At 72.4% G+C, this 24,497-nt stretch carries 24 protein-coding genes; 10 read left to right on the forward strand and 14 right to left on the reverse strand.

Annotated elements, in window-relative coordinates:
- The first annotated feature begins 78 nt into the window (after nucleotides 1–78).
- Complete coding sequence (locus tag ACFY1H_RS37670; RefSeq protein WP_366583590.1) at nucleotides 79–828, forward strand: short-chain dehydrogenase/reductase; 750 nt, start codon at nucleotides 79–81, stop codon at nucleotides 826–828.
- 1 nt (nucleotide 829) lies between these two features.
- Here the strand turns inward: ACFY1H_RS37670 and ACFY1H_RS37675 are convergent, their stop codons facing one another.
- Nucleotides 830–1,489, reverse strand: a complete 660-nt coding sequence (locus ACFY1H_RS37675; protein WP_366583591.1) for a MarR family transcriptional regulator — start codon at nucleotides 1,487–1,489, stop codon at nucleotides 830–832.
- Nucleotides 1,490–1,623: 134 nt separating this feature from the next.
- On the opposite strand from ACFY1H_RS37675, the gene ACFY1H_RS37680 reads away from it, so the two are divergent.
- Nucleotides 1,624–2,439 (forward strand): class I SAM-dependent methyltransferase, encoded by an 816-nt coding sequence (locus ACFY1H_RS37680; RefSeq protein ID WP_386954519.1) that lies wholly within the window; start codon nucleotides 1,624–1,626, stop codon nucleotides 2,437–2,439.
- A gap of 102 nt (nucleotides 2,440–2,541) precedes the next feature.
- Here the strand turns inward: ACFY1H_RS37680 and ACFY1H_RS37685 are convergent, their stop codons facing one another.
- The 3 genes from ACFY1H_RS37685 to ACFY1H_RS37695 all read right to left on the reverse strand — a co-directional run bounded on the left by ACFY1H_RS37685 (nucleotide 2,542) and on the right by ACFY1H_RS37695 (nucleotide 5,406).
- Nucleotides 2,542–3,135 (reverse strand): hypothetical protein, encoded by a 594-nt coding sequence (locus tag ACFY1H_RS37685; protein ID WP_386954521.1) that lies wholly within the window; start codon nucleotides 3,133–3,135, stop codon nucleotides 2,542–2,544.
- A 349-nt stretch (nucleotides 3,136–3,484) separates the two neighbouring features.
- A complete protein-coding gene (locus ACFY1H_RS37690) occupies nucleotides 3,485–4,507 on the reverse strand; it encodes a hypothetical protein (protein WP_386954523.1) in 1,023 nt (340 codons plus the stop codon).
- A 74-nt stretch (nucleotides 4,508–4,581) separates the two neighbouring features.
- Nucleotides 4,582–5,406: an oxidoreductase gene (locus ACFY1H_RS37695; RefSeq protein ID WP_386954526.1), complete on the reverse strand. Its 825-nt coding sequence runs from the start codon at nucleotides 5,404–5,406 to the stop codon at nucleotides 4,582–4,584.
- Nucleotides 5,407–5,475: 69 nt separating this feature from the next.
- On the opposite strand from ACFY1H_RS37695, the gene ACFY1H_RS37700 reads away from it, so the two are divergent.
- Both ACFY1H_RS37700 and ACFY1H_RS37705 read left to right on the forward strand, forming a co-directional pair.
- Nucleotides 5,476–6,015 carry a MarR family transcriptional regulator gene (locus ACFY1H_RS37700; RefSeq protein ID WP_366583597.1) on the forward strand — a complete coding sequence of 180 codons (540 nt, stop codon included), beginning with the start codon at nucleotides 5,476–5,478 and terminating at the stop codon, nucleotides 6,013–6,015.
- Between the two features lie 199 nt (nucleotides 6,016–6,214).
- A complete protein-coding gene (locus tag ACFY1H_RS37705; protein ID WP_366583598.1) occupies nucleotides 6,215–6,616 on the forward strand; it encodes a MerR family transcriptional regulator in 402 nt (133 codons plus the stop codon).
- 52 nt (nucleotides 6,617–6,668) lie between these two features.
- Here the strand turns inward: ACFY1H_RS37705 and fdhA are convergent, their stop codons facing one another.
- On the reverse strand, nucleotides 6,669–7,883 hold the full coding sequence (gene fdhA / locus ACFY1H_RS37710) for a formaldehyde dehydrogenase, glutathione-independent (protein ID WP_366583599.1): 1,215 nt from the start codon (nucleotides 7,881–7,883) through the stop codon (nucleotides 6,669–6,671).
- 193 nt (nucleotides 7,884–8,076) lie between these two features.
- On the opposite strand from fdhA, the gene ACFY1H_RS37715 reads away from it, so the two are divergent.
- Nucleotides 8,077–9,075: an acetamidase/formamidase family protein gene (locus ACFY1H_RS37715; RefSeq protein WP_366583600.1), complete on the forward strand. Its 999-nt coding sequence runs from the start codon at nucleotides 8,077–8,079 to the stop codon at nucleotides 9,073–9,075.
- A gap of 11 nt (nucleotides 9,076–9,086) precedes the next feature.
- Nucleotides 9,087–9,848 carry an SDR family oxidoreductase gene (locus ACFY1H_RS37720; protein WP_366583601.1) on the forward strand — a complete coding sequence of 254 codons (762 nt, stop codon included), beginning with the start codon at nucleotides 9,087–9,089 and terminating at the stop codon, nucleotides 9,846–9,848.
- A 3-nt stretch (nucleotides 9,849–9,851) separates the two neighbouring features.
- On the opposite strand, the gene ACFY1H_RS37725 is transcribed toward ACFY1H_RS37720, so the two are convergent.
- The 4 genes from ACFY1H_RS37725 to ACFY1H_RS37740 form a co-directional block, all read right to left on the reverse strand.
- Nucleotides 9,852–10,775 (reverse strand): alpha/beta hydrolase fold domain-containing protein, encoded by a 924-nt coding sequence (locus ACFY1H_RS37725; RefSeq protein ID WP_386954533.1) that lies wholly within the window; start codon nucleotides 10,773–10,775, stop codon nucleotides 9,852–9,854.
- 138 nt (nucleotides 10,776–10,913) lie between these two features.
- Nucleotides 10,914–11,189, reverse strand: coding sequence for a YggT family protein (locus ACFY1H_RS37730; protein WP_366583603.1), 276 nt, complete (start codon nucleotides 11,187–11,189; stop codon nucleotides 10,914–10,916).
- A gap of 99 nt (nucleotides 11,190–11,288) precedes the next feature.
- Nucleotides 11,289–13,583 (reverse strand): glycoside hydrolase family 3 N-terminal domain-containing protein, encoded by a 2,295-nt coding sequence (locus ACFY1H_RS37735; RefSeq protein ID WP_386954536.1) that lies wholly within the window; start codon nucleotides 13,581–13,583, stop codon nucleotides 11,289–11,291.
- Entirely contained in the window at nucleotides 13,580–14,599 is a 1,020-nt protein-coding gene (locus tag ACFY1H_RS37740; RefSeq protein ID WP_366583605.1) for a LacI family DNA-binding transcriptional regulator, read from the reverse strand. The genes ACFY1H_RS37735 and ACFY1H_RS37740 overlap by 4 nt, the downstream gene beginning before the upstream one ends.
- A 133-nt stretch (nucleotides 14,600–14,732) precedes the next feature.
- On the opposite strand from ACFY1H_RS37740, the gene ACFY1H_RS37745 reads away from it, so the two are divergent.
- The 4 genes from ACFY1H_RS37745 (at nucleotide 14,733) to ACFY1H_RS37760 (ending at nucleotide 19,618) form a co-directional block, all read left to right on the forward strand.
- Nucleotides 14,733–16,025: an extracellular solute-binding protein gene (locus tag ACFY1H_RS37745; RefSeq protein ID WP_366583606.1), complete on the forward strand. Its 1,293-nt coding sequence runs from the start codon at nucleotides 14,733–14,735 to the stop codon at nucleotides 16,023–16,025.
- The gene (locus ACFY1H_RS37750) at nucleotides 16,025–16,990 is read left to right on the forward strand and encodes a carbohydrate ABC transporter permease (protein ID WP_386954541.1); all 966 of its coding nucleotides are present in this window, start codon (nucleotides 16,025–16,027) and stop codon (nucleotides 16,988–16,990) included. Before ACFY1H_RS37745 ends, ACFY1H_RS37750 begins: the two co-directional genes overlap by 1 nt.
- A 1-nt stretch (nucleotide 16,991) precedes the next feature.
- Complete coding sequence (locus ACFY1H_RS37755; protein ID WP_386954543.1) at nucleotides 16,992–17,816, forward strand: carbohydrate ABC transporter permease; 825 nt, start codon at nucleotides 16,992–16,994, stop codon at nucleotides 17,814–17,816.
- 68 nt (nucleotides 17,817–17,884) lie between these two features.
- A complete protein-coding gene (locus tag ACFY1H_RS37760) occupies nucleotides 17,885–19,618 on the forward strand; it encodes an IlvD/Edd family dehydratase (RefSeq protein ID WP_386954546.1) in 1,734 nt (577 codons plus the stop codon).
- 29 nt (nucleotides 19,619–19,647) lie between these two features.
- Here the strand turns inward: ACFY1H_RS37760 and ACFY1H_RS37765 are convergent, their stop codons facing one another.
- From ACFY1H_RS37765 to ACFY1H_RS37785, 5 genes are all read right to left on the reverse strand, one after another.
- The gene (locus tag ACFY1H_RS37765; RefSeq protein WP_386954549.1) at nucleotides 19,648–19,842 is read right to left on the reverse strand and encodes a hypothetical protein; all 195 of its coding nucleotides are present in this window, start codon (nucleotides 19,840–19,842) and stop codon (nucleotides 19,648–19,650) included.
- A gap of 98 nt (nucleotides 19,843–19,940) precedes the next feature.
- The gene (locus tag ACFY1H_RS37770) at nucleotides 19,941–20,537 is read right to left on the reverse strand and encodes a sigma-70 family RNA polymerase sigma factor (protein ID WP_386954552.1); all 597 of its coding nucleotides are present in this window, start codon (nucleotides 20,535–20,537) and stop codon (nucleotides 19,941–19,943) included.
- Between the two features lie 151 nt (nucleotides 20,538–20,688).
- Nucleotides 20,689–21,177 (reverse strand): cupin domain-containing protein, encoded by a 489-nt coding sequence (locus tag ACFY1H_RS37775; protein WP_366583611.1) that lies wholly within the window; start codon nucleotides 21,175–21,177, stop codon nucleotides 20,689–20,691.
- Nucleotides 21,174–22,091: an NADP-dependent oxidoreductase gene (locus tag ACFY1H_RS37780; protein ID WP_386954555.1), complete on the reverse strand. Its 918-nt coding sequence runs from the start codon at nucleotides 22,089–22,091 to the stop codon at nucleotides 21,174–21,176. Before ACFY1H_RS37780 ends, ACFY1H_RS37775 begins: the two co-directional genes overlap by 4 nt.
- A 143-nt stretch (nucleotides 22,092–22,234) precedes the next feature.
- Nucleotides 22,235–24,403: an ATP-binding protein gene (locus tag ACFY1H_RS37785; protein WP_386954558.1), complete on the reverse strand. Its 2,169-nt coding sequence runs from the start codon at nucleotides 24,401–24,403 to the stop codon at nucleotides 22,235–22,237.
- Nucleotides 24,404–24,497: the final 94 nt, after the last annotated feature.

Consider the following 24,497-nt stretch of genomic DNA (forward strand, 5'->3'; position numbering starts at 1 on the left):
TGAGACCCACGAGACATGGCGGCCCGCCGGCGATCTTCGGCAGACTGGGAACCACCCCGAAGATCGTGAGGACCACCGATGGACCTGAAACTCCGCGGCAGGCGTGCCCTGGTGACCGGCGCGTCGAAGGGCATCGGCGCGGCCGTGGCCGAGGTGCTGGCCGCCGAGGGCAGCCACCTGCACCTGGCCGCGCGCAGCGGTGAGGCGCTCGAAGCCCTCGCCCGGAAGCTGCGGGAGGCGCACGGGGTCGAGGTGACCGTGCACGTCGTCGACCTGCGGGAAACCGCCGATCTCGAACGGCTCGCCGAGGCCACGGCCGACGCCGACATCCTCGTGAACAACGCCGGCGACATCCCCGCCGGCACGCTCGACCAGGTCGGTGCCGACCGGTGGCGGCACGCGTGGGACCTCAAGGTGTTCGGCTACGTCGACCTCACCCGGCTCGTCTACGCGCGGCTGCGCGCGCAGGGCCGCGGCGTGATCGTCAACGTGATCGGCGCCGGCGGCGAGCGGCCCAAGCCGGAGTACATCGCCGGCGGCGCGGGCAACGCGGCGCTGATGGCCTTCACGCGCGCGCTCGGCGCCGAGGGCCCGCGCGACGGCGTGCGCGTGGTCGGCGTGAACCCCGGCCCGGTCGCGACCGAGCGGATCACCACCATGCGCGCCGCCAATGAAGACGTCGACGCGAGCTTCGCCGCGCTGCCCTCGCGCCGCGTCGCCGAGCCGGGCGAGGTCGCCGACCTGGTGGCGTTCCTTGCCTCGGGCCGCGCCGACTACATCAGCGGCACCATCGTCACCATCGACGGCGGGCTGTCCGCCGCGTCCTGACTCACCCGGCGGCGAAGACGTGCCGCCACCGCTCGGCCGAGTCGGCGAGGTCGCGCCCGACGTGGTCGAAGTAGTCGCCCATCGCGGCCAGCCGCGCGGCGGCGGGGGAGCCGGCCAGCAGGCCGGCGCCTTCGCGCGCCGAGGTGGCCCACGCGGTGCAGACGTCGGCTTCGCGCCGGCACGAGCGGTACCACGCGTCGTCGTCGACGCGGTAGTGCTCGCGACTGCCGGGCTCGCTGACTCGGCGGACCAGCTCAAGCTGCTCCAGGTACGCGATCGCCTTCGACACCGACGCGGGGCTCACCCGCACGCGCGCCACGAGGTCCGCCGCGGAGAGGGCGCGCCGGTCGCTGGTCAGCAGCGCGGCGAGCACGCGGGCGGGCATACGGGGGAGTCCGGTGTGGACCATCATCTCCGTGAACCGCTCCTCGAAGCCGGTCGCCGCCGGCGCGCCCGCGGGCACGCGCCGGCCGCGCTCGTGCGTGGCCTCCTGGGCGTGGTCGGCCCGGTAGCCGCGCGGGCCGCCGTTGCGCCGGACCTCCCGGCTCACGGTCGACGTCGGCCGGCCGAGCAGCCGCGCGATCTCGGCGTAGGCGAGCCCGGCGGTCAGCCCCTCGGCGACGGCTCGACGGTCCTCGTGGGTCAGGCGGCTTCCCGGCATGCCCCGAGCGTACGCCGTCATTGCAACGCAGGCCGGTCGTTGCACTCGTGACAGCCATTGCAACACAAGGAAAACCCGAGTTGACGGACCCCGGCGGACAGTCGTAGTTTCCCGATCGGGAAAAGGGGGTCACCATGGACACGACGGCGTTCACCGCGGTGGAGAACAGCCTGTTCCTCACGCTCGACGGCCGCGCGCTCGACGCCCGCACGCCCCGCCCGGTGCTCGGCGGCCCGACGGCCTCGGGTGTCGTGGCGGCACTCGGCCACGACCCCGCCGCGGCGCCGTTGGTGAAGAGCCAGGTGTTCGACATCGCCGTGCGCTCGCGGATGCTCGACGACGTGGTGCGCTCCTTCGTCGGCCGGCACCCCGACGCCGTGGTGCTGGAGCTGGGCTGCGGGCTCGACGGCCGGATCGAACGCGTGCAGCCGCCGTCCACAGTGGACTGGTACGACCTCGACCTGCCCGGCGTCGTCTCCGTGCGCGAACGGCTCCTGCCCCGGCCCGCGAACGCCCACCTGGTGGCCGCCGACCTCACCGACCCGGCGTGGCTCGACCGGATCCCGGCCGGCCGGCCCGCCGTCGCGGTCGCCGACGGGCTCGTCGCCTTCCTGCCCCAGGACGCGTTCGTCGCCCTGCTCGCCGGGATCGCCGGCCGCTTCCCGACGGGCGAGATCGCGTTCAACAGCTACACGCGCTTCCACGTCTGGGCCATCAAGCACTACCGCGGCACCGGTTCCATCGCGGGCGTCGTGGCCAACCCCGGCTTCGACGACCCGCGCGACCCGCAGCGCTGGGTGCCGAAACTGGAGCTGGCCGGCGAGCAGTTCGCTTCCCGCGCGCCCGAGGTCGCGTTGCAGCCGCTCGCGCTGCGCTGGTTCACCCGCCTGGCGGCCCGCAGCACAGCCTTGTCGCGACGGGGGACGTGCGTGCTGCGCTACCGGTTCTGACTCACGCGTCCGGGGTCGACGTCGCTCTGCCCGATGGTGGTTCGGATCGTGATCATGCTTCTGGCGGGTGATCTGGGGTCGGCGTCGGGGCGAGGCCCTCGATCAGGCGAGCGTCGGTTCGATCAGGAACGGCCGGTACCCCGCGATCTCGGGCAGGTCGAAGTGCTCGAACGCCTCTCGCCGCAGGTGCCACCGGATGATGCGGCGGGTCGACGCGTGGTGCGGCTGGGAGAAGACGAGCGTGTCGGGGGTTTCCCAGATCGGGGCGGTCGGCGGGATTTCGCCGACCTCGCAGCCCTCGGGGAGCGGGTGTTCGGTGATGGTCCCGGTGGTCAGGTCGAGCACCATCAAAGTGAGCGGGTTGTGCCGGAACGAATACATGCTCGCGCCACCCGGGACGAAGCCGCCGCGCGGGGTGTCCACGGTCCGCCGCCGCTCGCCCGACGCGGTGAACACCGCCAATCCTTGCGCGTCTTCGCGCACGTTGGCGCCGGACAGCGGATCGAGTCGATGCACCGGCGAGGCGAGAGCCACGGGTTCCCGGCCTGGAATCCAGCGAGAGGTGGTGAACGCCGCTTCGCCCGACCTGGTGGAGAAGTAGACAGCGCCGTCGTGGATGCCCAGGACGTGGCGCGTGAGGTTTTCCGACCTCGGCAGGCTCCACGCTTCCTCCGTTGTCACGTCGGAGACGTGCACTTGATCCCACGGTCGCCGGCCGGTGCGTCTGCACTCTGGCCAAGTGCCGTCCGTCTGCGCTGCGAACGGGCTGGAAACCCAGGTCCACCGGAAGCCGGCTCCCGGCCCCGGCCCAGGTCATCAGTTGTCCTTGCCCGGCGGAGGCGGCGTCGTAGATGCCTGCCGGGGTCTCGAACGCGCGGTAGCGGTAGTCGCTGTCGACCCGGCCCAGGACGACAGGTTCCCCTGCGCGCCACACGACGACCGTGCCATCGGCGGCGAGGAACCCCGCACGCGGCGGAGCACCGGCCACGGTCACCGGTTCCGCCCTGCGAACGGACCGGGGGGCCACCCGCGGTACCGGCGCGGTTCACAACGGCGGGCGAGGAAGCGCTGTGACAGTGCCGTTTCCCCGTTGGATCAGGTTGTCTTCGGCCGCGTACTCGAGTAGCGGTTCGATCGTTTCCCCAGGGACAGCCAGCAACGCGGCCAGGTCCTCGATGCGCGCCGGATTCGACCAGGCGGCGATGCCGGTGACATCGGCGGCGAGCCAGATGTACGCGCTGCGCACTGCGTCGGCATCCACCCGGGCCGCCAGTTCACCTGGTAAGTCGAGCGCTTCCGTGGCCCGCCGTGGCGTGCCCGGGGAGAATCGTCCGGCACCGTCGTCCACGATCAGCCCCGCGGCGACCAGCAACGGGATCGCGTCCCGGCGCGTGCGCGGCGGATCGACACCCAGCTGGGCGCACACCCCGGCCGACGGCCGCGGCTCGTCGGGCAGCGGTTCGTCGAGCCAGCCGTCCGGGCGCTGCATGCCTGCGAGGGTGAAGAACCACGACACCTCGATGACGTGGTAACCGAGCACCTGCTGCCACCCCGGGTTCGCCGGGTGAACCGCCGCACGCGTGCGCTTGAGCCACCGCGGTGCCTCCGGCGTGCCCGGCGCCGGCCAGGACTGGATCAGCCAGACGTCTCCTTCTTCTCCGTCGTCCGCGGCCTTGCGGCACACCCGGACGCGAAAGAGGCCCTTCGCACCGAGACTCAGTTCGTCGCCGAAGGTCCCACCCGTCAGCGTTCCCAGGCCCACGACCCCCGAGCGGCTGTGAAACGGCGTCTCGACGATGTCTTCCCAGTCCCCGAGCCGTACGTCGGGTGGCTCGTCGTGCGCTTCCCAGCGAACCGTTTGGCAGGGATCGCCGGCCGTGCCGTGCAGCCATCCGTCGCCCGCCGTCGCGATCGTGCCGGACAACGCGTTGGTCGCGAGCTCGCCGAGCAGCTCGTTGCCCAGCGAGGGCAAAAGGTCCTCGCGGTACACGTCACGCACCACAACGGTCCCGTATTCGGGCAGGTACTCGTCGTCCTCACAGAACCCCAGAATCGTCACGCCGGGCACGGTAGCGCCCGGCGCCGACAATTCCGGTGGCGATCGCTTTCACCGGAAGTACGCGGCTCGGCGGAAGGACCGGCTCACGCGTCCGGGTAGCGCGTGTCCAGTGCGACGGCCTCCCACTCCGCGAGGTCCGCCAGCTGCTTCTCCAGCTTCGCCCGGATCCGCGTGACCGCTTCCGGCCCCAGTGGCAGCCGCAGTGGTGCGTCGGGGGTGTCGACGAGCGTCAGGATGGCCGCGGCGGCGCGGGCCGGGTCGTTGGGCTGGTGCCCGTCCTGCGCGGAGAAGTGCGAGCGCAGGCGGCCGGCGGGGGTGTCGGCGTAGTCGGCGATCGGGTCGGCGAAGGTCATGGAGCGGCCGGCGAACTCGGTGCGGAAGGGGCCCGGCTCGACGATGCTGACGCGGATCCCGAGCGGCCCCACCTCGCCGGCGAGGGCCTCGGACATGCCTTCCAGCGCGAACTTCGACGTCGCGTAGATCGCGTGGCCCGGGTTGCCGACGACGCCGCCCACGGAGGACAGCTGCACGATGTGGCCGCTGCGCCGCGCCCGCAGGTGGGGCAGCACGGCGCGCGTCACGGCGAGCACGCCGAACACGTTGGTCTCCATGACCTTGCGCGTCTGCTCGTCGGTGAGCTCCTCCAGCGCGCCGATGAGGCCGTGGCCCGCGTTGTTCACGAGCACGTCGATCTGCCCGTACTCGGCGAGCGCGGCGTCGACGGCCGAGTGGATCGACGCGGGGTCGGTCACGTCGAGGCGCGCGACGAGCGCCCGGTCGGCGAAGTCCTTCACCGACTCGACGTCGCGCGCGGTGGCCACGACCCGCTCGCCCCGCGCGAGCACCGCCTCGGCGAGCACCCGCCCGAAACCGGCGCTCGTGCCCGTGATGAACCAGACCCGGCTCATGTCCGTCTCCTCGATTCGCGGTATCTTGATACTCAAACCAAACTACCTTGAGGCTCAAGGGAGTGTCCAGTGGACCAGGACTCGGTCGGCGCCGGCCTCGCGGCGTGGCTGCGCGTGATGCCCGCCGGGGTCGACGCGGACGTCGAGGCCGCGCGCCAGCGGATCGGGCGGTTGTCGCGGCAGTTCGAGCAGGTGCTGGGCCGCGCGGCCGCCGCCCACGACCTCACCCCCGGCGACTGGCAGGCCCTCTCGGCATTGCACCGCTCCGGCGAGCCGCCCGTGCTCACGCCCAAGGAGCTCGGTGACCTGCTGGGCGTCACCTCGGGCACCGTCAGCGTCCGGATCGACCGCCTGGCCCGCGCGGGCCTGGTCGAACGCGTCGCGGCCGCCGACGGCCGCAGCCGCCCGATCCGCCTCACCCGCAAGGGCCGCGCCCGCTGGGCCGCCGCCACGAAACAACGCACCGACGACGAACGCGACCTCTTCGCCGGTGCTCTCGAACCCGGCCGCCTGGCCGCCCTCAACACCCTGCTGGCCGACCTGCTGGCGCGCTTCGAGTCGGAGTTCGGCCCGGCGTCCACAGTGGACCGAATCGGCGACGAGGCCTGACCTTCGCCGCAGCCGGGCAAGGATGCGGGAAGGGCGGCGCCGGTGGGCTCACCTCCGCGAGCCGGTCGAGCACCGCGGCCGGCGGTCCGGCGCCACCGGCTCGCCGACGAACCGCAAGCACCCCTGAGGTGGCAGCCCGGACCGAGATCCCGGACCTGGAGCTTGACCTGGAGCGCGCTCCAGGTGGGAGTCTGGACGGGTGGATTCCTACTCACCCGCCGAAGTGACCGCCCGGACCGGCTTCAGCATCGACACGCTGCGCTACTACGAACGCATCGGCCTGCTGCGCGACGTCCGCCGCACCGCGGGCGGGCGCCGCCGCTTCACCGAGGACGACCTGCGGTTCCTGCACCTGCTGCGCTGCCTGCGCGACACCGAGATGCCGATCGCGGAGATGCTGCGCTACGTCGAGCTGCTGCGCGAGGGCGACGGCACCCAGGCCGAACGCCTCGCCGTGCTGCAGGAGCACGAGACGCGCGTGGCCGAGCAGATCGACCGGCTGCGCGGGCACCAGGAGCACATCCGGATGAAGATCGCCGTCTACGGCGCCGCTCTCGAAAAGCCCGTGCCCGACCAGGCCGAAGCCCTGGCCAAGGTCTGAGCCGAGCCGGTGGAGCGGCACGGGCGAGAGCGCCACTCCACCGGAACCGTGCTCAGTTGAGCATTCCGTGCGGGTCCAGCACGTACTTGCGCGCCGCGCCCTGGTCGAACTCGTGGTAGCCGCGTGGCGCGTCGGTGAGGCTGATCGGCGTCGCGTTCACGGCCTTCGCGATCTGCACCCGGTCGTGCAGGATCGCCATCATCAGCTGCCGGTGGTACTTCATCACCGGGCACTGGCCCGTGGTGAACGAATGCGACTTCGCCCAGCCCAGCCCGATCCGGATCGACAGCGAGCCCTGGCGAGCCGCCTCGTCGCCGGCCCCGGGGTCACCCGTCACGTACAGGCCGGGGATGCCCAGCGCCCCGCCGGCGCGGGTGAGGTCCATCAGGGAGTTGAGCACCTCCGCCGGGTGCTCGGTGGCCGACTCCTTGCCGTGTCCGCGCGCCTCGAACCCGACGGCGTCGACACCGCAGTCGACCTCCGGCTCGCCCAGGATGGCGGCGAGCTGGTCCTTCGGGTCGCCCTTCGACACGTCCACGGTCTCACAACCGAAGCTGCGGGCCTGCGCGAGCCGTTCGGCGTTGAGGTCACCCACGACCACCACGGCGGCGCCGAGCAGCTGCGCCGACGCGGCCGCGGCCAGCCCGACCGGACCGGCACCCGCCACGTAGACCGTCGACCCCACCGTGACCCCCGCCGTGACGCAGCCGTGGAAGCCGGTCGGGAAGATGTCCGAGAGCATCGTGAGGTCCAGGATCTTCTCCATCGCCTGGTCGCGGTCCGGGAATTTCAACAGGTTCCAGTCCGCGTAGGGCACCATCACGTACTCCGCCTGGCCGCCGACCCAGCCGCCCATGTCGACGTAGCCGTAGGCCGAACCCGGCCGGTCCGGGTTCACGTTCAGGCAGATGCCCGTCTTGCCTTCCTTGCAGTTGCGGCAGCGTCCGCACGCGATGTTGAAGGGCACCGAAACCAGGTCGCCCACCTTGATAAACTCCACGTCGCGGCCGGTCTCGATCACCTCTCCGGTGATCTCGTGGCCCAGCACCAGCCCCTGCGGTGCAGTCGTGCGGCCGCGGACCATGTGCTGGTCGGAGCCGCAGATGTTGGTCGCGACGTTCTTCAGGATCACACCGTGCTGGGTTTCCCGGCCTACGTTCGCCGGGTTCACCCCCGGCCCGTCCCTGAGCACGAACCCGGGATACTCGATCGTCTCGACCTCGACCTTACCCGGTCCCACGTAGCTGACTGCCTTGTTGCCCGCCATGATCTTCTGGCCGCCTTCCTCGTTCTCCGGTGAACAGGTTTGGCGCGGCGTTGGGTCTGCCCGTCACGTCAGGCATTCCATGCTAACCCCGTCGCGCACACCGGCGCGCTGACTTGCCCGCGGCCGCGCGGGTGGGCAAGATCGACCGCGGCGGGGGGCCGGTCGTGTGCAGCCTTCGGCATGAGGAGCCAGTGTGGAGATCGTCGAGTTCACCCCCGAGCGCGAGCAGTACGCGTGGACCTTCGGCGGGGTCGCCCCGATCCGGACGGTGAAGCCCGGCACGGTGTTGAAACTCTGGACCGAGGACGCGTTCAGCGGCCGGTTGCAGAGCGCGTCGGACAAGCCGAGTGAGAAGCTCGACATGCGGGAGGTCAACCCGCAGACGGGACCGTTCTTTGTGGACGGCGCGGAACCCGGTGACACACTGGCGCTGCACTTCGTGGACCTGGAACCGGCGCGCGACTGGGCGGCGTCGGCGACCATCCCGTTCTTCGGCGGGCTGACGGCCACCGACCGCACGGCGATGCTGCACGAGCCGCTGCCCGAGCTGACCTGGATCTACCAGCTCGACCGCGAGAAGCAGGTCGTGGTGTTCGAGGCGCTGCGCGGCGACTTCCGCGTGGACCTGCCGGTGGAGCCGATGCTCGGCACGGTCGGTGTCGCGCCGGCCGGGCGGGAGGTCCGCACCTCCTTGGTGCCGGACATGTTCGGCGGCAACATGGACACGCCGGAGATGAAGGCGGGTGCCACCTGTTACCTCGGCGTGAACGTGCCGGGTGCGTTGTTCTCGGTCGGCGACGGGCACTACCGCCAGGGCGAGGGCGAGGCGTGCGGCACGGCCGTGGAAGGCGCCATGAACGTGACGCTGATCGTGGAGCTGATCAAGGGCGGCGCGCCGGTGTGGCCGCGCATCGAGCAGGACGAGAACTACGTGGTCGTCGCGTCCTCGCGTCCGCTGGAGGACGCGTGGCGCTCCAGTCAGCACGGCATGATCGGCTGGCTCGGCGAGCTCTACGGGCTCGACCCGCTCGACGCCTACCAGCTGCTCACGCAGATCAGCCAGGCCCCGCTGGCCAATGTCGTCGACGCGAACTACAGCGCCGTCACCAAGATCGCCAAGCGCCTGCTGCCCACGGGCGAGGCCTACGGCGGAATGCACCGGTACCTGCGCGAGCAGGCCGCGAAGCTCTAGGAGGAAAACGCATGGATCTGCGGCTGGCCGGGCGCAAAGCCCTGGTGACCGGCGGTACCAAGGGGATCGGGCGCGCGGTCGTCGCCGCGCTCGCGGGCGAGGGCGCTGCGGTGGCGTTCTGCGCACGCACCGAATCCGAGGTCCGCGCCACGGAGAAGGAGTTCCGCGACGGCGGCGCGACGGTGTCGGGCGAGGCGGTGGACGTCGCCGACGCCGACGCGCTGACCGCGTGGGTCGAGCGCGCCGCGACCGACCTCGGCGGCCTCGACATCGTGGTGGCGAACGTCAGCGCCCTGTCCATCGGCCCGACCGAGGAGAACTGGCGCGCCAGCTTCGAAGTCGACCTCATGCACACCGTGCGCGTCGCGGAGACCGCGCTGCCGCACCTGGAACGCAGCGACGCCGGCTCGATCATCGCGATCTCCAGCGTTTCCGGGCGTGAGATCGACTTCGCCGCCCCCGCCTACGGGACGATGAAGGCCGCGGTCGTGCACTACATCCAGGGCCTGGCGTTCCAGCTCGCCCCGAAGGGCATCCGCGCCAACACCGTGTCGCCCGGCAACACCTACTTCGAGGGCGGCATCTGGCACAGCACCGAAAGCGGTAACCCGGAGCTGTTCAACACCGCGCTCGGCCTCAACCCGATGGGCCGCATGGGCACGCCGGAAGAGATCGCGTACGCGGTGACCATGCTGGCGAGCCCGCAGGCGTCGTTCATCACCGGGACGAACCTGGTCGTCGACGGTGCCCTGTCGCGGGGTGTGCAGCTGTAGTTCTCAGTTACCGTCGGTGCCTCGGGCTCTTGCGCCCGGGGCACCGAGCTGTTCGCGCAGGAAGCCGAGTCCCCGGGTGGTCATGCGTTCGCGGGTACCGAGCCCGTAGACGTGCCCGACGTCCTCGAGCCACGCGAACTCGGCGTCGGCGCCGGCCTGCCAGTAGGTGGCGACGAGGGTTTCGCTCTGGGTGATGGGCACGACGTCGTCGGCGGTGCCGTGCACGACCAGCAGCGGCGCGGCGGACTCGCTCACGTGCGTGAGCGGGCTGGCCGCGGCGGCGAGCGTCGGGTGCTGCGCGGGCGCGCCGCCGAGCAGCCACGCGTGCGGGTCTTCGCCGGTGGCGTGGAACGGTGAGCTCGGCGGGGGCGGCGGCAGCCGCGTGAAGTCCGACGGCGGGCTCCACGCCACGGCCGCCTGCACGCCGGAGTCCGGGCCGAGCACGCCGACGTCGCCTTCCAGCTCGGGCCGGCCGCCGGTCACGGCGAGCATCACTGCGAGGTGCCCGCCCGCGGCGTGGCCCCACGCGGCGAACCGGTCCGGGTCCAGCGCGAGCGTCGCGTGGTGGTGCCGCAGCCAGCGCACCGCGGCCTTCACGTCGTGCAGCTGCGCCGGGTACACCGCTTCGCGGCTGTGTCTGAAGTGGACCAGGCCCACGGCGAACCCGGCCGCGGGCAACCGTTGGGCGAGGTACCGGCCGAGTGGCGCGTGCTTGGGCGAACCCAGGGCGAACGCGCCGCCGTGGACGAACACCACCACCGGCCACCCGGTGGGCGGCGGCGGACCGGCCGGCACGGCCAGGTCGAGCAGCAGCGGCCGGTAGCCGAGCAGGGGAGCTACCACGGCGTCGCGGTAGAGCACCCGGCCGGCGGCGGGCTCGGGGTCCGGCGGGGCGGTCTGCGGGAGAACGGGGAGCACCTGGGTCACCAGCCGACTATCACCCACCCCGGCCTCCGATCGGTAGCCGTACCAGGAAGCGGGACAAGGTGGTGTTTTCCCGGCATCCGGACCGATTTCGCGCACGGGAAAGGTGCTGCCCCTCGCCCGGGCGGCGAGGGGCAGCCGTCACAGGGCGAACGCGATCGACCGCACGATCAGCGCCGCGAAGAACACGACGGTGAACGCGAGGTCGATCGACAGCCCGCCGGCGCGCACGGGCCGCAGCACGCGGCGCACGGGCGCGATCACGGGCTCGGTCACGCGGTGGCTGTAGTAGCGCGCCTTTCCGAGCCACACCGGCCCGGTGGTCGCCAGGCGCGTCCAGTCCAGGATCATGCGCGCGATCAGCGCGAGGATGAACAGGGTCAGCACGTACCCGACCAGCGTTCCGATCAGGCTCATCACACACTCCTCAGGGTGGGTCGTTCACCTGGCTCAACGCCGGGAGCGCCCGCGGAGTGTCCCGTTTGCCGGAGTTCTCAGCGAGTTATCAGCGAATGGTCAGCCCGGGACCACCGTGACCAGCGGCTGGAGCACGCGGTCGAAGCCCACCACGCGCCGCGATCCCGTGACCGGCACCGCCAGCACGGTGTGCGCTACGGCGCTCGACGGGCCCACGCGCAGCTCCACGGCCCCGGTGTCGACGATCCGGTCGCCGGCCCGGCCGGTGTAGGACGTGAGGTCCGCGTGCAGGTCCAGGTGCGCCACGCGGGTCTGCCCGGGCGGGAGCGTCACGCGCGGCGCGGCGATCAGCTGCCGCAGCGGGCGCGCGACCTCGGCGACCGGGTCGTGGAGGTAGACCTGCACGACTTCCGAGATCTCCGTGCCGTGGGGGTTGTGCAGCGTCACGCTCACCCGGCACGAACCGTCCGCCGGCCACACGGTGGCGCCGGTGACGGAGACCCAGGTGGCCGGGTGGTAGGCGAGGCCGTGGCCGAACGGGAACAGGGGCGTGGGGTCGACCGAGCTGACGTCGCTGCGCGCGGCCAGCGCCGCGCCGAGGTAGGTCGACGGCTGGGCCGCCCCGGCGGCCGGGAAGCTCACCGGCAGGCGGCCGGACGGCTCGACCCGGCCGGTGAGCACCCCGGCGAGCGCCGCCGCGCCCTCTTCCCCGGGGTAGAACCCGCACACGACGGCCGCCAGGCGCTCGACCTGGCGCGACAGCTCGTAGGGCCGGCCGGACAGCAGCACCAGCACCACGGGCGTGCCCGTCGCCAGCACCGCTTCGAGCAGCTCCTCCTGCCGGCCGGGCAGCCGCAGGTCGGCGGCGTCGCAGCCTTCGCCGGACGTGCCGCCTCCGAACAGGCCCGCCCGGTCGCCGAGCACGGCGACGCAGACATCCGCCGCCGCGGCCACCTCGACGGCTTCGGCGAGATCGGCGTCCGTGCCGCCGGTGACGCCGCAGCCCGCGGCGAAGGTGACGTCGAACGACTCCCGCAGCGCCTCGGCGACCGTGGGTACGTCGAGCCCGAACGGCACGTCCGGGTGGTGGACGCCGACGTGCATCGGGAACGAGTAGCAGCCGAGCATCGCGCCCGGTTCGTCCGCGCGCGGGCCCACGACCGCCAGCCGAACACCGGAACGCAGCGGCAACGCTCCGGTGTTCGACAGCAGCACCACCGACCGCTCGGCGAGCTCCCGGGCGAGCGCCCGCGACCCGGCGTCGTCCAGCTCGGTCCCGGCCGGGTGGGGCGACCAGCCGGGGTCCAGCAGGCCCAGCTCGAACTTCTGCGTCAGCACGCGGTGCAGCGCACGGTCCACCAGGGACTCGTCGACGGTGCCGTCGGCCAGCGCGGCCACCAGCGGCGGGCCGTAACAGTCCACTGTGGGCAGTTCGACGTCGATGCCCGCGGTCAGCGCCTGCCCCGCCGCGTCCGCCGGTCCGGTGGCGACGTGGTGCAGGGCGTGCAGGAACGCCACGGAGAAGTAGTCGGACACCACGGTGCCGGTGAACCCGAAGCGTTCGCGCAGCAGCGTGGTGAACAGTTGCGGGTCGGCCGCGGCCGGCAGCCCGTCGAGGTCGGTGTAGGAGTTCATCACCGACCGCGCCCCGGCGCGCAGCGCGTGCTCGAACGGCGGCAGCAGCACGTCGGCCAGCTCACGCGGCCCGACCGACACCGGCGCGAGGTTGCGCCCGGCCTTGGACGCGGAGTAGCCCGCGAAGTGCTTGAGCGTCGCGACGATCCCGGCCGACTCGAGCCCGGCGACGTAGGCCGCGCCGATCGTGCCGACGAGGTACGGGTCCTCGCCGATGGTCTCCTCGACGCGGCCCCAGCGCAGGTCCCGCGCCACGTCCAGCACCGGCGCCAGCCCCTGGTGCACGCCGAGCGCCCGCATGGTCTCCCCGATGCGGAAAGCCATGCGCCCCACCAGATCCGGGTCGAAGCTCGCGCCCCAGCACAGCGGCGCCGGGTACACCGTGGCCTGCCAGGCCGCCAGGCCCGTGAGGCATTCCTCGTGCACCACCGCGGGGATGCCGAAGCGCCCGCGTGTCACGATCTCCTCCTGCGTCCGTGCGAGGCCCCGCGCGCCGATCTCCGGATCGACCGGCCGCGTGCCGAACGCGCGGGTCAGCTGCCCGACCCCGTGCGGCACGAGCGCGTCCCAGTCCGGCGGGTCGTGGGCGAAGTCGTGCTGGTGCGGCGCGACCTCGCCGCCGGAGTCCATGCCGACCCAGATCCCGGACAGCTGCGCCACTTTTTCCCGCGTGGTCATCCGCGCGACGAGGTCGCGCACGCGCTCGGCCACGGGCAGCCGCGGGTCGCGCCAGGGTTCGGGCGCGGTCTCGGTCGTCACGAGCCCGCCCGCGGCGCGGCGCTCGACGAGCGCACCACCAGTTCCGTGTCGAGCACCACGGGCTCACGCTCCTCGGGTTCGCCGTTGATGAGTCCGATGAGGACGGTGATGGCACGGTGGCCCATCTCGCGGATGGGCTGCTGCACCGTGGTCAGCGGGGGAGTGCACAGGGCCGACTCGGGGATGTTGTCGAAGCCGACCACCGACACGTCGTCCGGCACGCGCAGGCCCAGTGCCGAAGCGGCGTCCAGCGTCGCGAGGGCGGAGGTGTCGTTGGCGGCGAACACGGCCGTGGGCCGGTCGGGACGCGTCAGCAGCTCCCGTGCCGACGCGCCCGCCAGCTCGCCGTCGTAGTCACCCGCCACGACCAGGGTTTCGTCCACCTCGACGCCGGCCGCGGCCAGCGCGCGCCGGTAGCCGGTCTCGCGTAGCTGGGCGGATTGCAGGTCCGGCCGGCCCGCGAGCAGCGCGATCCGCCGGTGCCCGAGCGTCAGCAGGTGCTCGGTCGCCAGCTGCGCGCCGCGCAGGTTGTCGGAGACGATCGCCGGCAACGGCGAACGCCCGGTGTGCGGATCCACTGCCACGACGGGAGTCCCGGGCAGGCCTTCGAGCTCGGCCGCGGGCGTGACGAGCACGGCGCCGTCGACGAGCGTGCCGCTCAGGCGCGAGAGGTACCGGCGCTCCCAGCCCTCCGGATCGCCGGTGCGCCCGCCCGCCGAGTACACGACGAGCTCGAACCCAGTGCCGCGGATCGCGTCGGCCGCACCCTTGAGCAGCTCGGTGGAAAACGGCTCGAGATCGGCCACGAGGATGCCGATGACGTTGGTCTTGTGGTTGCGCAGGCTCTGCGCCACGAGGCTCGCCTCGTACCCCAGCTCGTCGATCACGGCGCGGACGCGCGCGAACGTGTCGGCGGCGACGCCGTAGCGCTGGTTGATCACCTTCGAGACCGTCGCGACCGACACTCCGGCACGGGCGGCGACGTCACGGATCGTGACACGGGAACGAGGCTGCACCGGCACAGACTAGCGATGTAAAACGTTATCGACAACGATTGACACGGGAATTTCGGGCGCGCAGACTCTTCGCCATCCCGGGCACCGTCACGCCCCGTCCAACTCGGCCGAAGTCGTCAGGAGTGGATCCGCCATGCGTCCCAGCCGGAGAATTCCCCTCGCCGCGCTCGTCGCGACAGCCGCGCTCGTGCTCTCCGCGTGCGGGGGAGGTGGCGACGAGGCCCCGGCCGCCGCGTCGGGACCGGTCACGCTGACCTGGTGGCACAACGGCACCGCGGAGCCCGTGCGCTCGCTGTGGCAGCAGGTCGCCGACGACTACCACAAGGCGCATCCGGACGTGTCGTTCACGGTGCAGCCGATCCAGAACGAGGAGTTCCCCACCAAGGTGCCGCTGGCGTTGCAGTCGAACACGCCGCCGGACCTCTACCAGCAGTGGGGCGGCGGGGACGAAGCTTCCCAGGTCGAATCGGGCCGCGTGGCGGACCTGACGTCGTCGGTGCAGGGCTGGATCGGCGGACTGGGCTCGATGGCGCAGGGCTGGCAGGTCGGCGGGAAGCAGTACGGCGTGCCGTACGTGCAGCACGTCGTCGGGTTCTGGTACCGCAAGGATCTGTTCGCGCAGGCCGGGATCACGGCGCCGCCGACGACCATGGCGGACTTCAACGCCGCCGTCGGCAAGCTGAAGACCGCGGGTATCGCACCCATCGCGCTCGGCGGCAAGGACCGCTGGCCCGACGCGTTCTACTACGACTACTTCGCCGTGCGCGAGTGCTCGCCGCAGGTGCTCAAGGACGAGATCGCGGCGGTGAAGCTGCAGAACCCGTGCTGGGTCAAGGCCGGCCAGGACCTGCAGGGCTTCCTCGCGACGCAGCCGTTCCAGACCGGCTTCAACGGCACGCCGGCCCAGCAGGGCGCCGGCAGTTCGGCCGGGCTCGTCGCCAACGGCAAGGCCGCGATGGAACTGCAGGGCGACTGGGACCCGAGCACGATGTCCTCGCTCACCGACGACAAGGATCTCGACAGCAAGCTCGGCTGGTTCCCGTTCCCGTCCGTGCCCGGCGCCGCGGGTGACCCCGCCGTGCTGCTCGGCGGCGGCGACGGGTTCTCGTGCACGACGCGCGCGGCGGCCGCGTGCGCCGGGTTCCTGCAGTACCTCACGAGCACGCCGGTGCAGCAGAAGATCGCCGAGGCCGGCTCGGGCCTGCCGGTGAACGCGGACGCGGTGGCGTCGTTGAAGAACGAGTCGCTCAAGTCCGTGGCGGAGCAGACGCGCAAGGCCTCGTCCGTGCAGATGTACTTCGACCGCGCGTTCCCGACCGCCGTCGGGCAGGCGCTCAACGACGCCGTCGCGAACCTGTTCGCGGGACAGGGCAACCCGGAAGCGGTGGTGCAGGCCGTGAACCAGGCCGCCACCGGGAACAAGTGATGGCGGCTCCCGCCCCGCCGCGGCCGCTCGCGCGGACCGTCCACAGTGCACGCGAGCGCCCCGCGCGGCGCCGGGGCCGCACCCGGCTGGAGCTCGCGCTGCTGCTCGGCCCGGCGCTGGTGCTGTTCGCCGGGTTCGTGCTCGTGCCGATCGGCATCGCGGTGTACTACAGCCTGTACTCGTGGAACGGGTTCGGCCCGCTCACCGACTTCGTCGGGCTGCAGAACTACGCCGACGCGTTCGGCGGCGCGGTGTTCCGCGGCGCGATCGGGCACAACGTGATCATCGCCGTGCTCTCCATCGTGATCCAGCTGCCGCTGAGCATCGGCCTCGCGCTGCTGCTGGACCGCAAGCTCAAGGGCCGGACGGTGCTGCGGATGGTCGTGTTCGCGCCGTACGTGCTGTCGGAGGCGATCACCGCCGTGATCTGGCTGCTCATGTTGCAGCCGAACGGGTTCGTGGACGAGCTGCTGCGCGGTGCGGGCCTGGGCGGGCTCGTGCACCAGTGGCTCGCGGACCCGAGGATCGTGCTGTACACGCTGTTCGTGGTCATGACGTGGAAGTTCCTCGGCTTCGGCATCATCCTGCTGCTCGCGGGCTTGCAGGGCGTGCCGCCGGAGCTGCGGGAAGCGGCCGCGCTGGACGGCGCCACCGCGTGGCAGACCACGCGCCACGTGGTGCTGCCGCTGCTGGGCCCGACGATCCGGATCTGGGTGTTCCTGAGCGTCATCGGTTCGCTGCAGCTGTTCGACCTCGTGTGGATCATGACGCTCGGCGGCCCGGCCAACGCGTCGACCACGATGGCCAGCTACCTCGTGGACCACGGGTTCAAGCGCTACGAGTTCGGCTTCGGCAGCGCCGTCGCGGTGGTGCTGTTCGCGATCTGCTTCGTGTTCGCGCTGGTGTACCAACGGTTCGCGCTGCGCCGCGACACCGCGGGTGCCCTGACCCGGGCGGTGAGCTGACGTGGCGGGCCGGCGCTGGGGCCTGATCGCGAGCTACGCGGCCGCGGTCGTCGTCGTGGTGGTCACGGTGGTGCCGCTGCTGTTCGTCGCCCTTGGCGGCTTCCGCACCAACGGGCAGCTCAACCGCGACCCGGCGGGCCTGCCGGGGCCGTGGGTGTGGGACAACTACCGCAGCGTGATCACGTCACCGGACTTCTGGCGGTTCCTCGGCAACAGCGCGCTGATCGCGGTGATCGCGACGGTGCTGGCCGTGAGCCTGGGGTCGATGGCGGCGTTCGCGTTGTCCCGCTACGTGTTCAAGGGCCGTGAAGCCGTGTATGCGCTGTTCACGCTCGGGCTGCTGTTCCCGCTGGGCGTCGCGACGCTGCCGCTGTACCTGTGGTTGCGCCAGCTCGGGCTGCTGGAGAACCCGCTGGGCGTCGCGATCCCCGAGGCGGCGTTCTCGCTGCCGGTGACGATCGTGATCCTGCGGCCCTTCATGCACGCCGTGCCCGGGGAGCTGGAGGATGCCGCGGTGCTCGACGGGGCGAGCCGGCTCGGGTTCTTCTGGCGGATCATGCTGCCGCTCTCGGCGCCCGCGCTCACCACGGTGGCGGTGCTCGCGTTCGTCACGAGCTGGAACGCCTACCTGCTGCCGCTGCTGGTGTTCAACGACACCGCGCACTTCACGCTGCCGCTGGGCGTGGCGACGTTCCAGTCGCAGTACTCGCAGGACACCGCGCGGGTGCTGGCGTTCACCGCGCTGTCGATGGTGCCGGCGCTGGGGTTCTTCGTGGTGGCGCAACGGCGGATCGTGGGTGGGCTGACCGGGTCGGTCAAGGGCTGATCACTTGCCCCGTCCGGTGGTCTGCGGTGGAGTGAGGAGGCACGCACCGTCGGCGACAGGAGGTTCGCGTGGGTGAGCAGGCCGGAGAACGGCGCAGCACGGCGTGGTTCGGTGCCTCGGGCCGGGCCGGGATGATCCACCGGTCGTGGATGCGGTCGCAGGGCTTCGGCTCGGACGTGTTCGACGGCCGGCCCGTGATCGGGATCGCGACCAGCGCGTCGGAGCTGGCGCCGTGCAACGTGCACCTCACCCGCGTGGCCGAGGCGGTGAAACGCGGGGTGTGGCAGGCCGGCGGGTTCCCGCTGGCGTTCCCGACGATGGCCACCGGCGAGACGCTCATGCGCCCCACCGCCATGCTCTACCGCAACCTGATGGCGATGGAGGTCGAGGAGCTCATCCGCGCCAACCCGCTCGACGGCGTGGTGCTGCTGTCCGGTTGCGACAAGACCACGCCGGCGATGCTGATGGGCGCGGCGAGCGTGGACCTGCCCGCGGTGATGGTGACCGGCGGGCCGATGCTCAACGGCAAGTTCCGCGGTGAGGACGTCGGGTCCGGCACGCACGTGTGGAAGTTCGAGGAGGAGCTCAAGGCCGGGCGCATGAGCCAGGAGGAGTGTTTTTTCGCCGAGGGCTGCATGGCCCGCTCCAACGGCCACTGCATGACCATGGGCACCGCGTCCACGATGGCGTGCCTCGCCGAGGCGCTGGGCATGCAGCTGCCCGGCTCGGCGACGTGGCCGGCCGTCGACGCGCGCCGCTTCGAGACGGCGCAGGAGGCGGGGCAGCGGATCGTGGCGATGGTGGACGAGGGCCTGCGGCCGTCGTCGATCCTGACGCGCGAGGCGTTCGAGAACGCGATCCGGGTGAACGCGGCGATCGGCGGCTCCACCAACGCGATCATCCACCTGCTGGCGCTCGCGGGCCGCGTCGGCGTGCCGCTGGAGATGGCGGACTTCGACGCGCTGGGCCGCGACGTGCCGACGCTGGTGAACCTCATGCCGTCGGGCAAGTTCCTGATGGAGGACTTCTGCTACGCCGGCGGCCTGCCCGTCGTCGTGCGGCGCCTGGCCGAAGCCGGCCTGCTGCACCCCGGCACGGTCACCGTGACCGGGAAGTCCTTGGCGGACAACGTGTCCGGCGCCGAGTGCTGGAACGACGAGGTGATCACCCCGGTGACCGAGCCGTTCCAGCCGACGGGTTCGGGCACGGCCGTGCTGACCGGGAACCTCGCTCCGGACGGTGCGGTGATCAAGCAGTCGGCCGCCTCGCCGGACCTGCTCACGCACACCGGTCCGGCGCTGGTGTTCGACACCGCCGAGGACTACCACCGCGTCGCCGACGACCCGGATCTGGACGTCACCGCCGACACCGTCCTGGTGATCCGCGGCGCCGGCCCGAAGGGCTACCCGGGCATGCCGGAGGTCGCCAACGTGCCGCTGCCGGCGAAGCTGCTCAAGGACGGCGTCACCGACCTCGTGCGCATCTGCGACGGCCGCATGTCCGGCACCGGCTACGGCACGGTCGTGCTGCACGTCAGCCCGGAGTCCGCCGCGGGTGGCCCGCTCGCCCTCGTGCGCACGGGCGACCGGATCACGCTGGACACCCCGGCGCGTTCGCTGACCCTGCACGTGTCCGACGAGGAGCTGGCGGCCCGGCGCGCGCAGTGGTCGGCGCCGGAATCGCCGTACGCCAGCGGGTACACGTGGCTCTACACGCACCACGTGACGCAGGCGCACCAGGGCGCGGACTTCGATTTCCTGCACGGTTCCCGCGGCCCGGGCGTGCCGCGTGATTCGCACTGAGATCCGCTCCCGCGGGTACGACGCCGGGCTCAGACGTGAGAAAGCTTGTCCGGGTTGATCACCCTGCGGTACGCGGTGATCAGCCCGTCGGTGATCTGCACGGTGTCGACGGAGTAGACGCGGCCCTGCCAATGGCACACGAGGGCGAGCTCGCCGCCCACCTCGATGAACCCGATGTGGTCGGGTCGCCACATCCGGCCCACTCGCACCATCACGTCGGCCATGCGCTCCGCACCCCGGATGACCTTGCGGGCCGCCGTGACCTTGCCGCCGCCGTCGGTGATGTAGACGGCGTCCGGGTGCAGGAGCCGGACCAGGCCGGTCAGGTCCCGGATTCGTAGGCGGCGCGAAAGGTCGCCAGCAGCCGTTCGCGTTCCTCTTTCGGCGCGCCCGGAGCGGACTGCTTCGCCTGGGCCACTCGCCGTCGCGCCCGGGAGGCGAGCTGGCGGGAGCCGGGTACGGAGACGTCGAGCACTTCCGCGATCCGGCCGAACTCGAACCCGAAGACGTCGTGCAGGACAAGGGCGACCCGCTCCGGTGGGCTCAATTCCTCCATGATCAGCAGCATCGCCGTGCTCACGGACTCGTCGACGAGCACCGGCTCCGAGGCGTCCGGCCCGGTCACCAGCGGTTCCGGTAACCATGGCCCGACATAGGATTCCCGGCGCGAGCGCGCGCTCTTGAGGATGTCGTACGACCGTCGCGCGGCCACCGTGACCAGCCAGGCCCGCAGGTCCGCGACCTCGTGCAGATCCGCCCCGGCCGCCCGCAGCCACACGTCCTGGGCCACGTCCTCGGCATCGGCCACACTCCCCAGCAGCCGGTAGGCCACGCCGAACACCGCGGGCCGGTGCGTCTCCCACTCGGCAGCGAGTGTGTCCTGGTGTCCAGACCTTCGGGACGCGTGCCCGTCACCCATGCAGATCGCATCCTCCTCCGTGCGGGTCCAGCGTAGGGCCGCAGAGCGTCGCCGGCATCCGTGCGTGGCGCACGTCCCGCGATCGTGGACGACCCGGCGATGTCCCGCCGCTCCGAGGCCCGCGAACCTCGGGCTGCGCCTGGGAAACTCGTCAGTGCGGGTCGTCGGTCTTCAGCGGGTCTCCGGTGTCGGAGACGGAGACCGTGAGGAGCTTGGCGGGTTGCGTCGCGCTGGTGTTCTCGGCGAGGACGTGGTGGGAGCCGGGCGGCTCGACCCAGCCCTGACCCTGGTGGTAGGTCTGCATGGGCTGGCCTTCGAGCTGACTGCGGATGACGCCCTCGAGGACGTAGGCGTAGATGAACGCCGCACCGTGCCGGTGCGGCACGCCCTTCCCGTCGGGCGGGAAGTCGACGACGGCCGAGGTGAACGTCTTGCCCGGCACGTCCGGGAGGGCCTGCTGGAGCAGCGGCGTGAACTTGTCGGTGGGACGCGTCGCCGCGACGGAACCGGCCGCCGCGGAACCGGCCGTCGGCGCCGTCGACGTGCCGCCGGCGGCGGGCCGGTCCGAGCTGCCGCAGGCGGTGGCCCCGGCCAGCGTGACGACGGCCAGCACAACACCGGCGACCGTGGCGCGCTTCATGATTGCTCCTCGGTGACGCGGATGATCGTTTTGCCGGGCGAACGCTTCGAGCGGAACGCCTCGGGCGCCTCGGCCAGCGGGCGCACTTCGCCGACCGCCACCTCGAGCCGGCCGTCCCGGACCCGCTGAGCGAGGTCGGTGAGCCGTGCTCGGTCGGCCTCGACGATGAAGAACAGGGCCCGGCCGTCCGCGGGCTGGATCTCGGGTGGTGTGGCGATGGAGACGAGCGTGCCGCCGGCGCGCACCACAGCGGTGGAGCGGTGGAGGATCTGCCCGCCGAACACGTCGAACACCACGTCGACCTCGCCCGCGTCCTCCAGCCGGTCGGTCTCGAGGAACGTGTCCACGCCGAAGCCGAGCGCGCGTTCGCGGTCGCGGGCCCGGCCGGTGCCGATGACCCGGGCACCCGCCTCACGGGCCAGCTGAACGGCGAGGGAGCCGACCGCTCCGGCGCACCCGTGGATCAGAATGGTCTGCCCGGCGGCGAGCCGCGCGTGGTCGAACAGGCCCTGCCACGCGGTCAGCCCGGAGATCGGCAACGCGGCGGCCACGGTGTGGTCGAGGTCCGCCGGCAGCGGTGCGAGGTTGCGGGCTTCGACTGCGATGTACTCGGCGAGCGCGCCGTCGCGAGTGCCGTCGGCGAACCCGAACACCCGCTGGCCCACGCTCAAACCGGTGGTGCCGTAGCCCAGCTCGGCGACGACACCCGACACGTCGTGCCCCGGCACGCTCGGCGTCCGATCCCGGCCGGACCGGTCCTGCCACGTGCCCGGCCAATCCAGCTCGCCGGTGGTGAAGCCGGCCGCGTGCACCCGTACGAGAACGTCGTTCTCCGCTGTGCGTGGACGCGGTATGTCCTCAACGGACAGTCCGGCGAGACCGGCGTCCCGTTCGCGGACGGTGATGGCTTGCATGGAGGTCCTCATCTGGTAGCCCGGTTGTCGTCAGGGAGACGAGGCGGACCCGGCGCGTGTGACAGCCCGAGCGGTCCGAGTTGATCACCCGATAGTGGGCACGCGTCCACCCGACACGCGACGCGCACAGCGGACCGGCGTCGTCAGCTCCAGTCGGTTTCGGCTGTCGTGCGGGTGAACCACGCGGCCAGCGCCGAGCGGGGGCGCACGCCCAGTTTGGCGCGGATGCGTTCCAGGTGGGTGGCGACCGTGCGGGGCGCGATGCCGAGGCGGCGCGCGATCTGCTGGTTGGTCAGGCCGTCGGTCACCAGGGCGGCGACGGTGTGCTCCTGCGGGGTCAGCCCGCGGTGGCCCGTGGCGTGGAAGTGCGCGCTCGCGTCGAGGGCGTGGGCGACGGCGGCGGCGAGGGAGACGCGGGCACCCGCGCGGGTGGCCGCCCGGGCCCGGCGCGGGTCCAGGCCGGCGGTCGCGGTGTCCAGGGCGTCGCGGACCCGCCGGCGCCACGCGGGTTCCGCCACGGCGCCCAGGCCCCGGCGGGCGGCGTCGGCGCACGCGAAGAGGCTCAAGGCGCGCTCGTGTTCGCCGCGGGCGGTCAGGACGACCGCGACGCCTTCGGTGAAGTAGGGCACTTTGAGGCCGTCTGCGGGGTTCGTGACGAGCAGGGCCTCCACGAACCACGCCTCGGCCGCGGGGTGGTCGCCAGCGGCGAGCGCGACGGCGCCGGCGGTGTGCAGCACGCTCGCGAGGCGGCCGGGTGTCGCGTGGGTGCGGGCGAGGGGCAGGGCTTCGGCCAGCACTTCGCGGGCCTCGTCGAGGTCGCCCGATCCCAGCGCGCCCCACGCGAGGTCGTTGAGCAGCAACGAAATCACGGCCGGATCGGCGAGGCCACGCGCGATCACCAAGGCCTCGTGGCAGCGCGCGGCGGCGTCCGCTCCCGACGCGCGCAGCCCGGCGGCGAGCAGGTCGAGGACCGAGGCGACCCGAGCAGGGCGGTCCAGTGTGGACTCCAGCGCCAATGCCGCTTCGCCGAGGCGCAGCTGCTCGGCGTAGCGGCCGGCGCGGTGCGCGGCCTTGCACAGCGCGGCCAGCAGCGACGCGGTGAGGTCCGGCCGATCGGCGACGTGCGGCAGAGCTTCGCGCAGCAACCGTTCGCTCTCGGCGAGGTTGCGGCCCAGCGCGAGCCACGACCGCGCGAGCCCGCATGCCAGCACCGCGAGCCGGGCGTCGCCGCGGCTGGTGAGCCGCCGGATCACCGCGAGCACGGGCTCGGCGCGCGCGACGAGCCGCCGGCAGAGACCGTCGGGCAGGAGGAACGCCGGCAGGTGCGGCTCGACCTGAGCCACGAGGTGGGCCGTCAGCAGTTCGAACGCGGCGTCGGTGCCGCCCTCGGCGTCGAGTGCCTCGCGGCCGAACGCGCGCGCGGCCGCCCACAGCCGCAGCCCGGTCGTGCCGTCGGCGGCGGGTTCGGGCACCAGCAGCGACACCGCGACCAGCCGCTGCAGCACCTCGGGCCCGGCGCCCAGAACCGACGCCAGCTCCGGGTCGAACGGACCGGGCAGCACCGAAAGCCGGTGCCACGCCTCGCGTTCGGCGGGCGAAAGCCGCCGGCGGTCGCTCTCGAGCTCCGCGCGCACCTTGCCGGGGGCCAGGTCGAGGGCGGTCGCCAGCCCTTCGGCTGCCCCGGCCACGCCCAGCAGCCGCACGCGCGGCGCGGCCAGCTCCAGCGCCGCCGGTACCCCTTCGAGCACGCGGCACAGCTCTGTGACGTCGGCCGGCGCAACGGTGAGGAACGGGTCCAGCAGGTGGATCCGCTCCGCGAGCAGCTGGGCCGCGTCGGCGGGGGAGAGGCCGCGCAGCGGCAGCACCTGCTCACCTTCGATCCCGAGCGCGACGCGGCTCGTGGCCACCACCCGCAGGCCCGGGCGCTCCCGCAGCAGCCGCGTGACCAGTGCCGCGCAGGCGTCGAGGGCGTCCTCGCAGCCGTCCAGCACGAGCAGGTCCCCGAGCTCGGCCGGAAGCTCCACAGCGGACGGATCGGCGCGCACCGCGCCCGTCAGCTCCGCCGCGAGCCGCGTCTTGCCGACGCCGGCCGGGCCGGTGATCGTCACGAGCCGGTGGTTCGCGAGCAGCCGCCGCAGCGTCGCCGTCTCAGCTCGCCGTCCGGTGCACCCCGCCCCCGGCCGCCGCGCCCGCACCCGCCGCCGGTACGCGCGCTGGCGGCAAGCGCCGGAGCAGAACCGCGGCCGTCGTCCGCCCTGGCGCCCGGCCGCCGCCGGCAACGGTGCACCGCAGGCGAGGCAGAGCGTCGGCATGGCGGAAGCTTAGATGTAACGCGCCCAGTGGCCAATTGATGAGCCTGGTGCTGTGGTTTCGTAACGCCAGGCGGTGCTGCCGACTGGGCTCCGC

It is taken from the genome of Amycolatopsis sp. NPDC001319 (assembly GCF_042896185.1).
In the GTDB taxonomy this organism is placed as follows: domain Bacteria; phylum Actinomycetota; class Actinomycetes; order Mycobacteriales; family Pseudonocardiaceae; genus Amycolatopsis.

What these genes read in the sequence shown, in the direction of transcription:
- ACFY1H_RS37695 (WP_386954526.1), bottom strand. Translation starts at nt 5,406, where the DNA reads ATGAGCCGGGTCTGGTTCATCACGGGCACGAGCGCCGGTTTCGGGCGG.
- ACFY1H_RS37670 (WP_366583590.1), top strand. Translation starts at nt 79, where the DNA reads ATGGACCTGAAACTCCGCGGCAGGCGTGCCCTGGTGACCGGCGCGTCG.
- ACFY1H_RS37720 (WP_366583601.1), top strand. Translation starts at nt 9,087, where the DNA reads ATGGATCTGCGGCTGGCCGGGCGCAAAGCCCTGGTGACCGGCGGTACC.
- ACFY1H_RS37770 (WP_386954552.1), bottom strand. Translation starts at nt 20,537, where the DNA reads ATGGGTGACGGGCACGCGTCCCGAAGGTCTGGACACCAGGACACACTC.
- ACFY1H_RS37730 (WP_366583603.1), bottom strand. Translation starts at nt 11,189, where the DNA reads ATGAGCCTGATCGGAACGCTGGTCGGGTACGTGCTGACCCTGTTCATC.
- ACFY1H_RS37745 (WP_366583606.1), top strand. Translation starts at nt 14,733, where the DNA reads ATGCGTCCCAGCCGGAGAATTCCCCTCGCCGCGCTCGTCGCGACAGCC.
- ACFY1H_RS37675 (WP_366583591.1), bottom strand. Translation starts at nt 1,489, where the DNA reads ATGCCGGGAAGCCGCCTGACCCACGAGGACCGTCGAGCCGTCGCCGAG.
- ACFY1H_RS37785 (WP_386954558.1), bottom strand. Translation starts at nt 24,403, where the DNA reads ATGCCGACGCTCTGCCTCGCCTGCGGTGCACCGTTGCCGGCGGCGGCC.
- fdhA (WP_366583599.1), bottom strand. Translation starts at nt 7,883, where the DNA reads ATGGCGGGCAACAAGGCAGTCAGCTACGTGGGACCGGGTAAGGTCGAG.
- ACFY1H_RS37680 (WP_386954519.1), top strand. Translation starts at nt 1,624, where the DNA reads ATGGACACGACGGCGTTCACCGCGGTGGAGAACAGCCTGTTCCTCACG.
- ACFY1H_RS37765 (WP_386954549.1), bottom strand. Translation starts at nt 19,842, where the DNA reads ATGGCCGACGTGATGGTGCGAGTGGGCCGGATGTGGCGACCCGACCAC.
- ACFY1H_RS37780 (WP_386954555.1), bottom strand. Translation starts at nt 22,091, where the DNA reads ATGCAAGCCATCACCGTCCGCGAACGGGACGCCGGTCTCGCCGGACTG.
- ACFY1H_RS37775 (WP_366583611.1), bottom strand. Translation starts at nt 21,177, where the DNA reads ATGAAGCGCGCCACGGTCGCCGGTGTTGTGCTGGCCGTCGTCACGCTG.
- ACFY1H_RS37750 (WP_386954541.1), top strand. Translation starts at nt 16,025, where the DNA reads ATGGCGGCTCCCGCCCCGCCGCGGCCGCTCGCGCGGACCGTCCACAGT.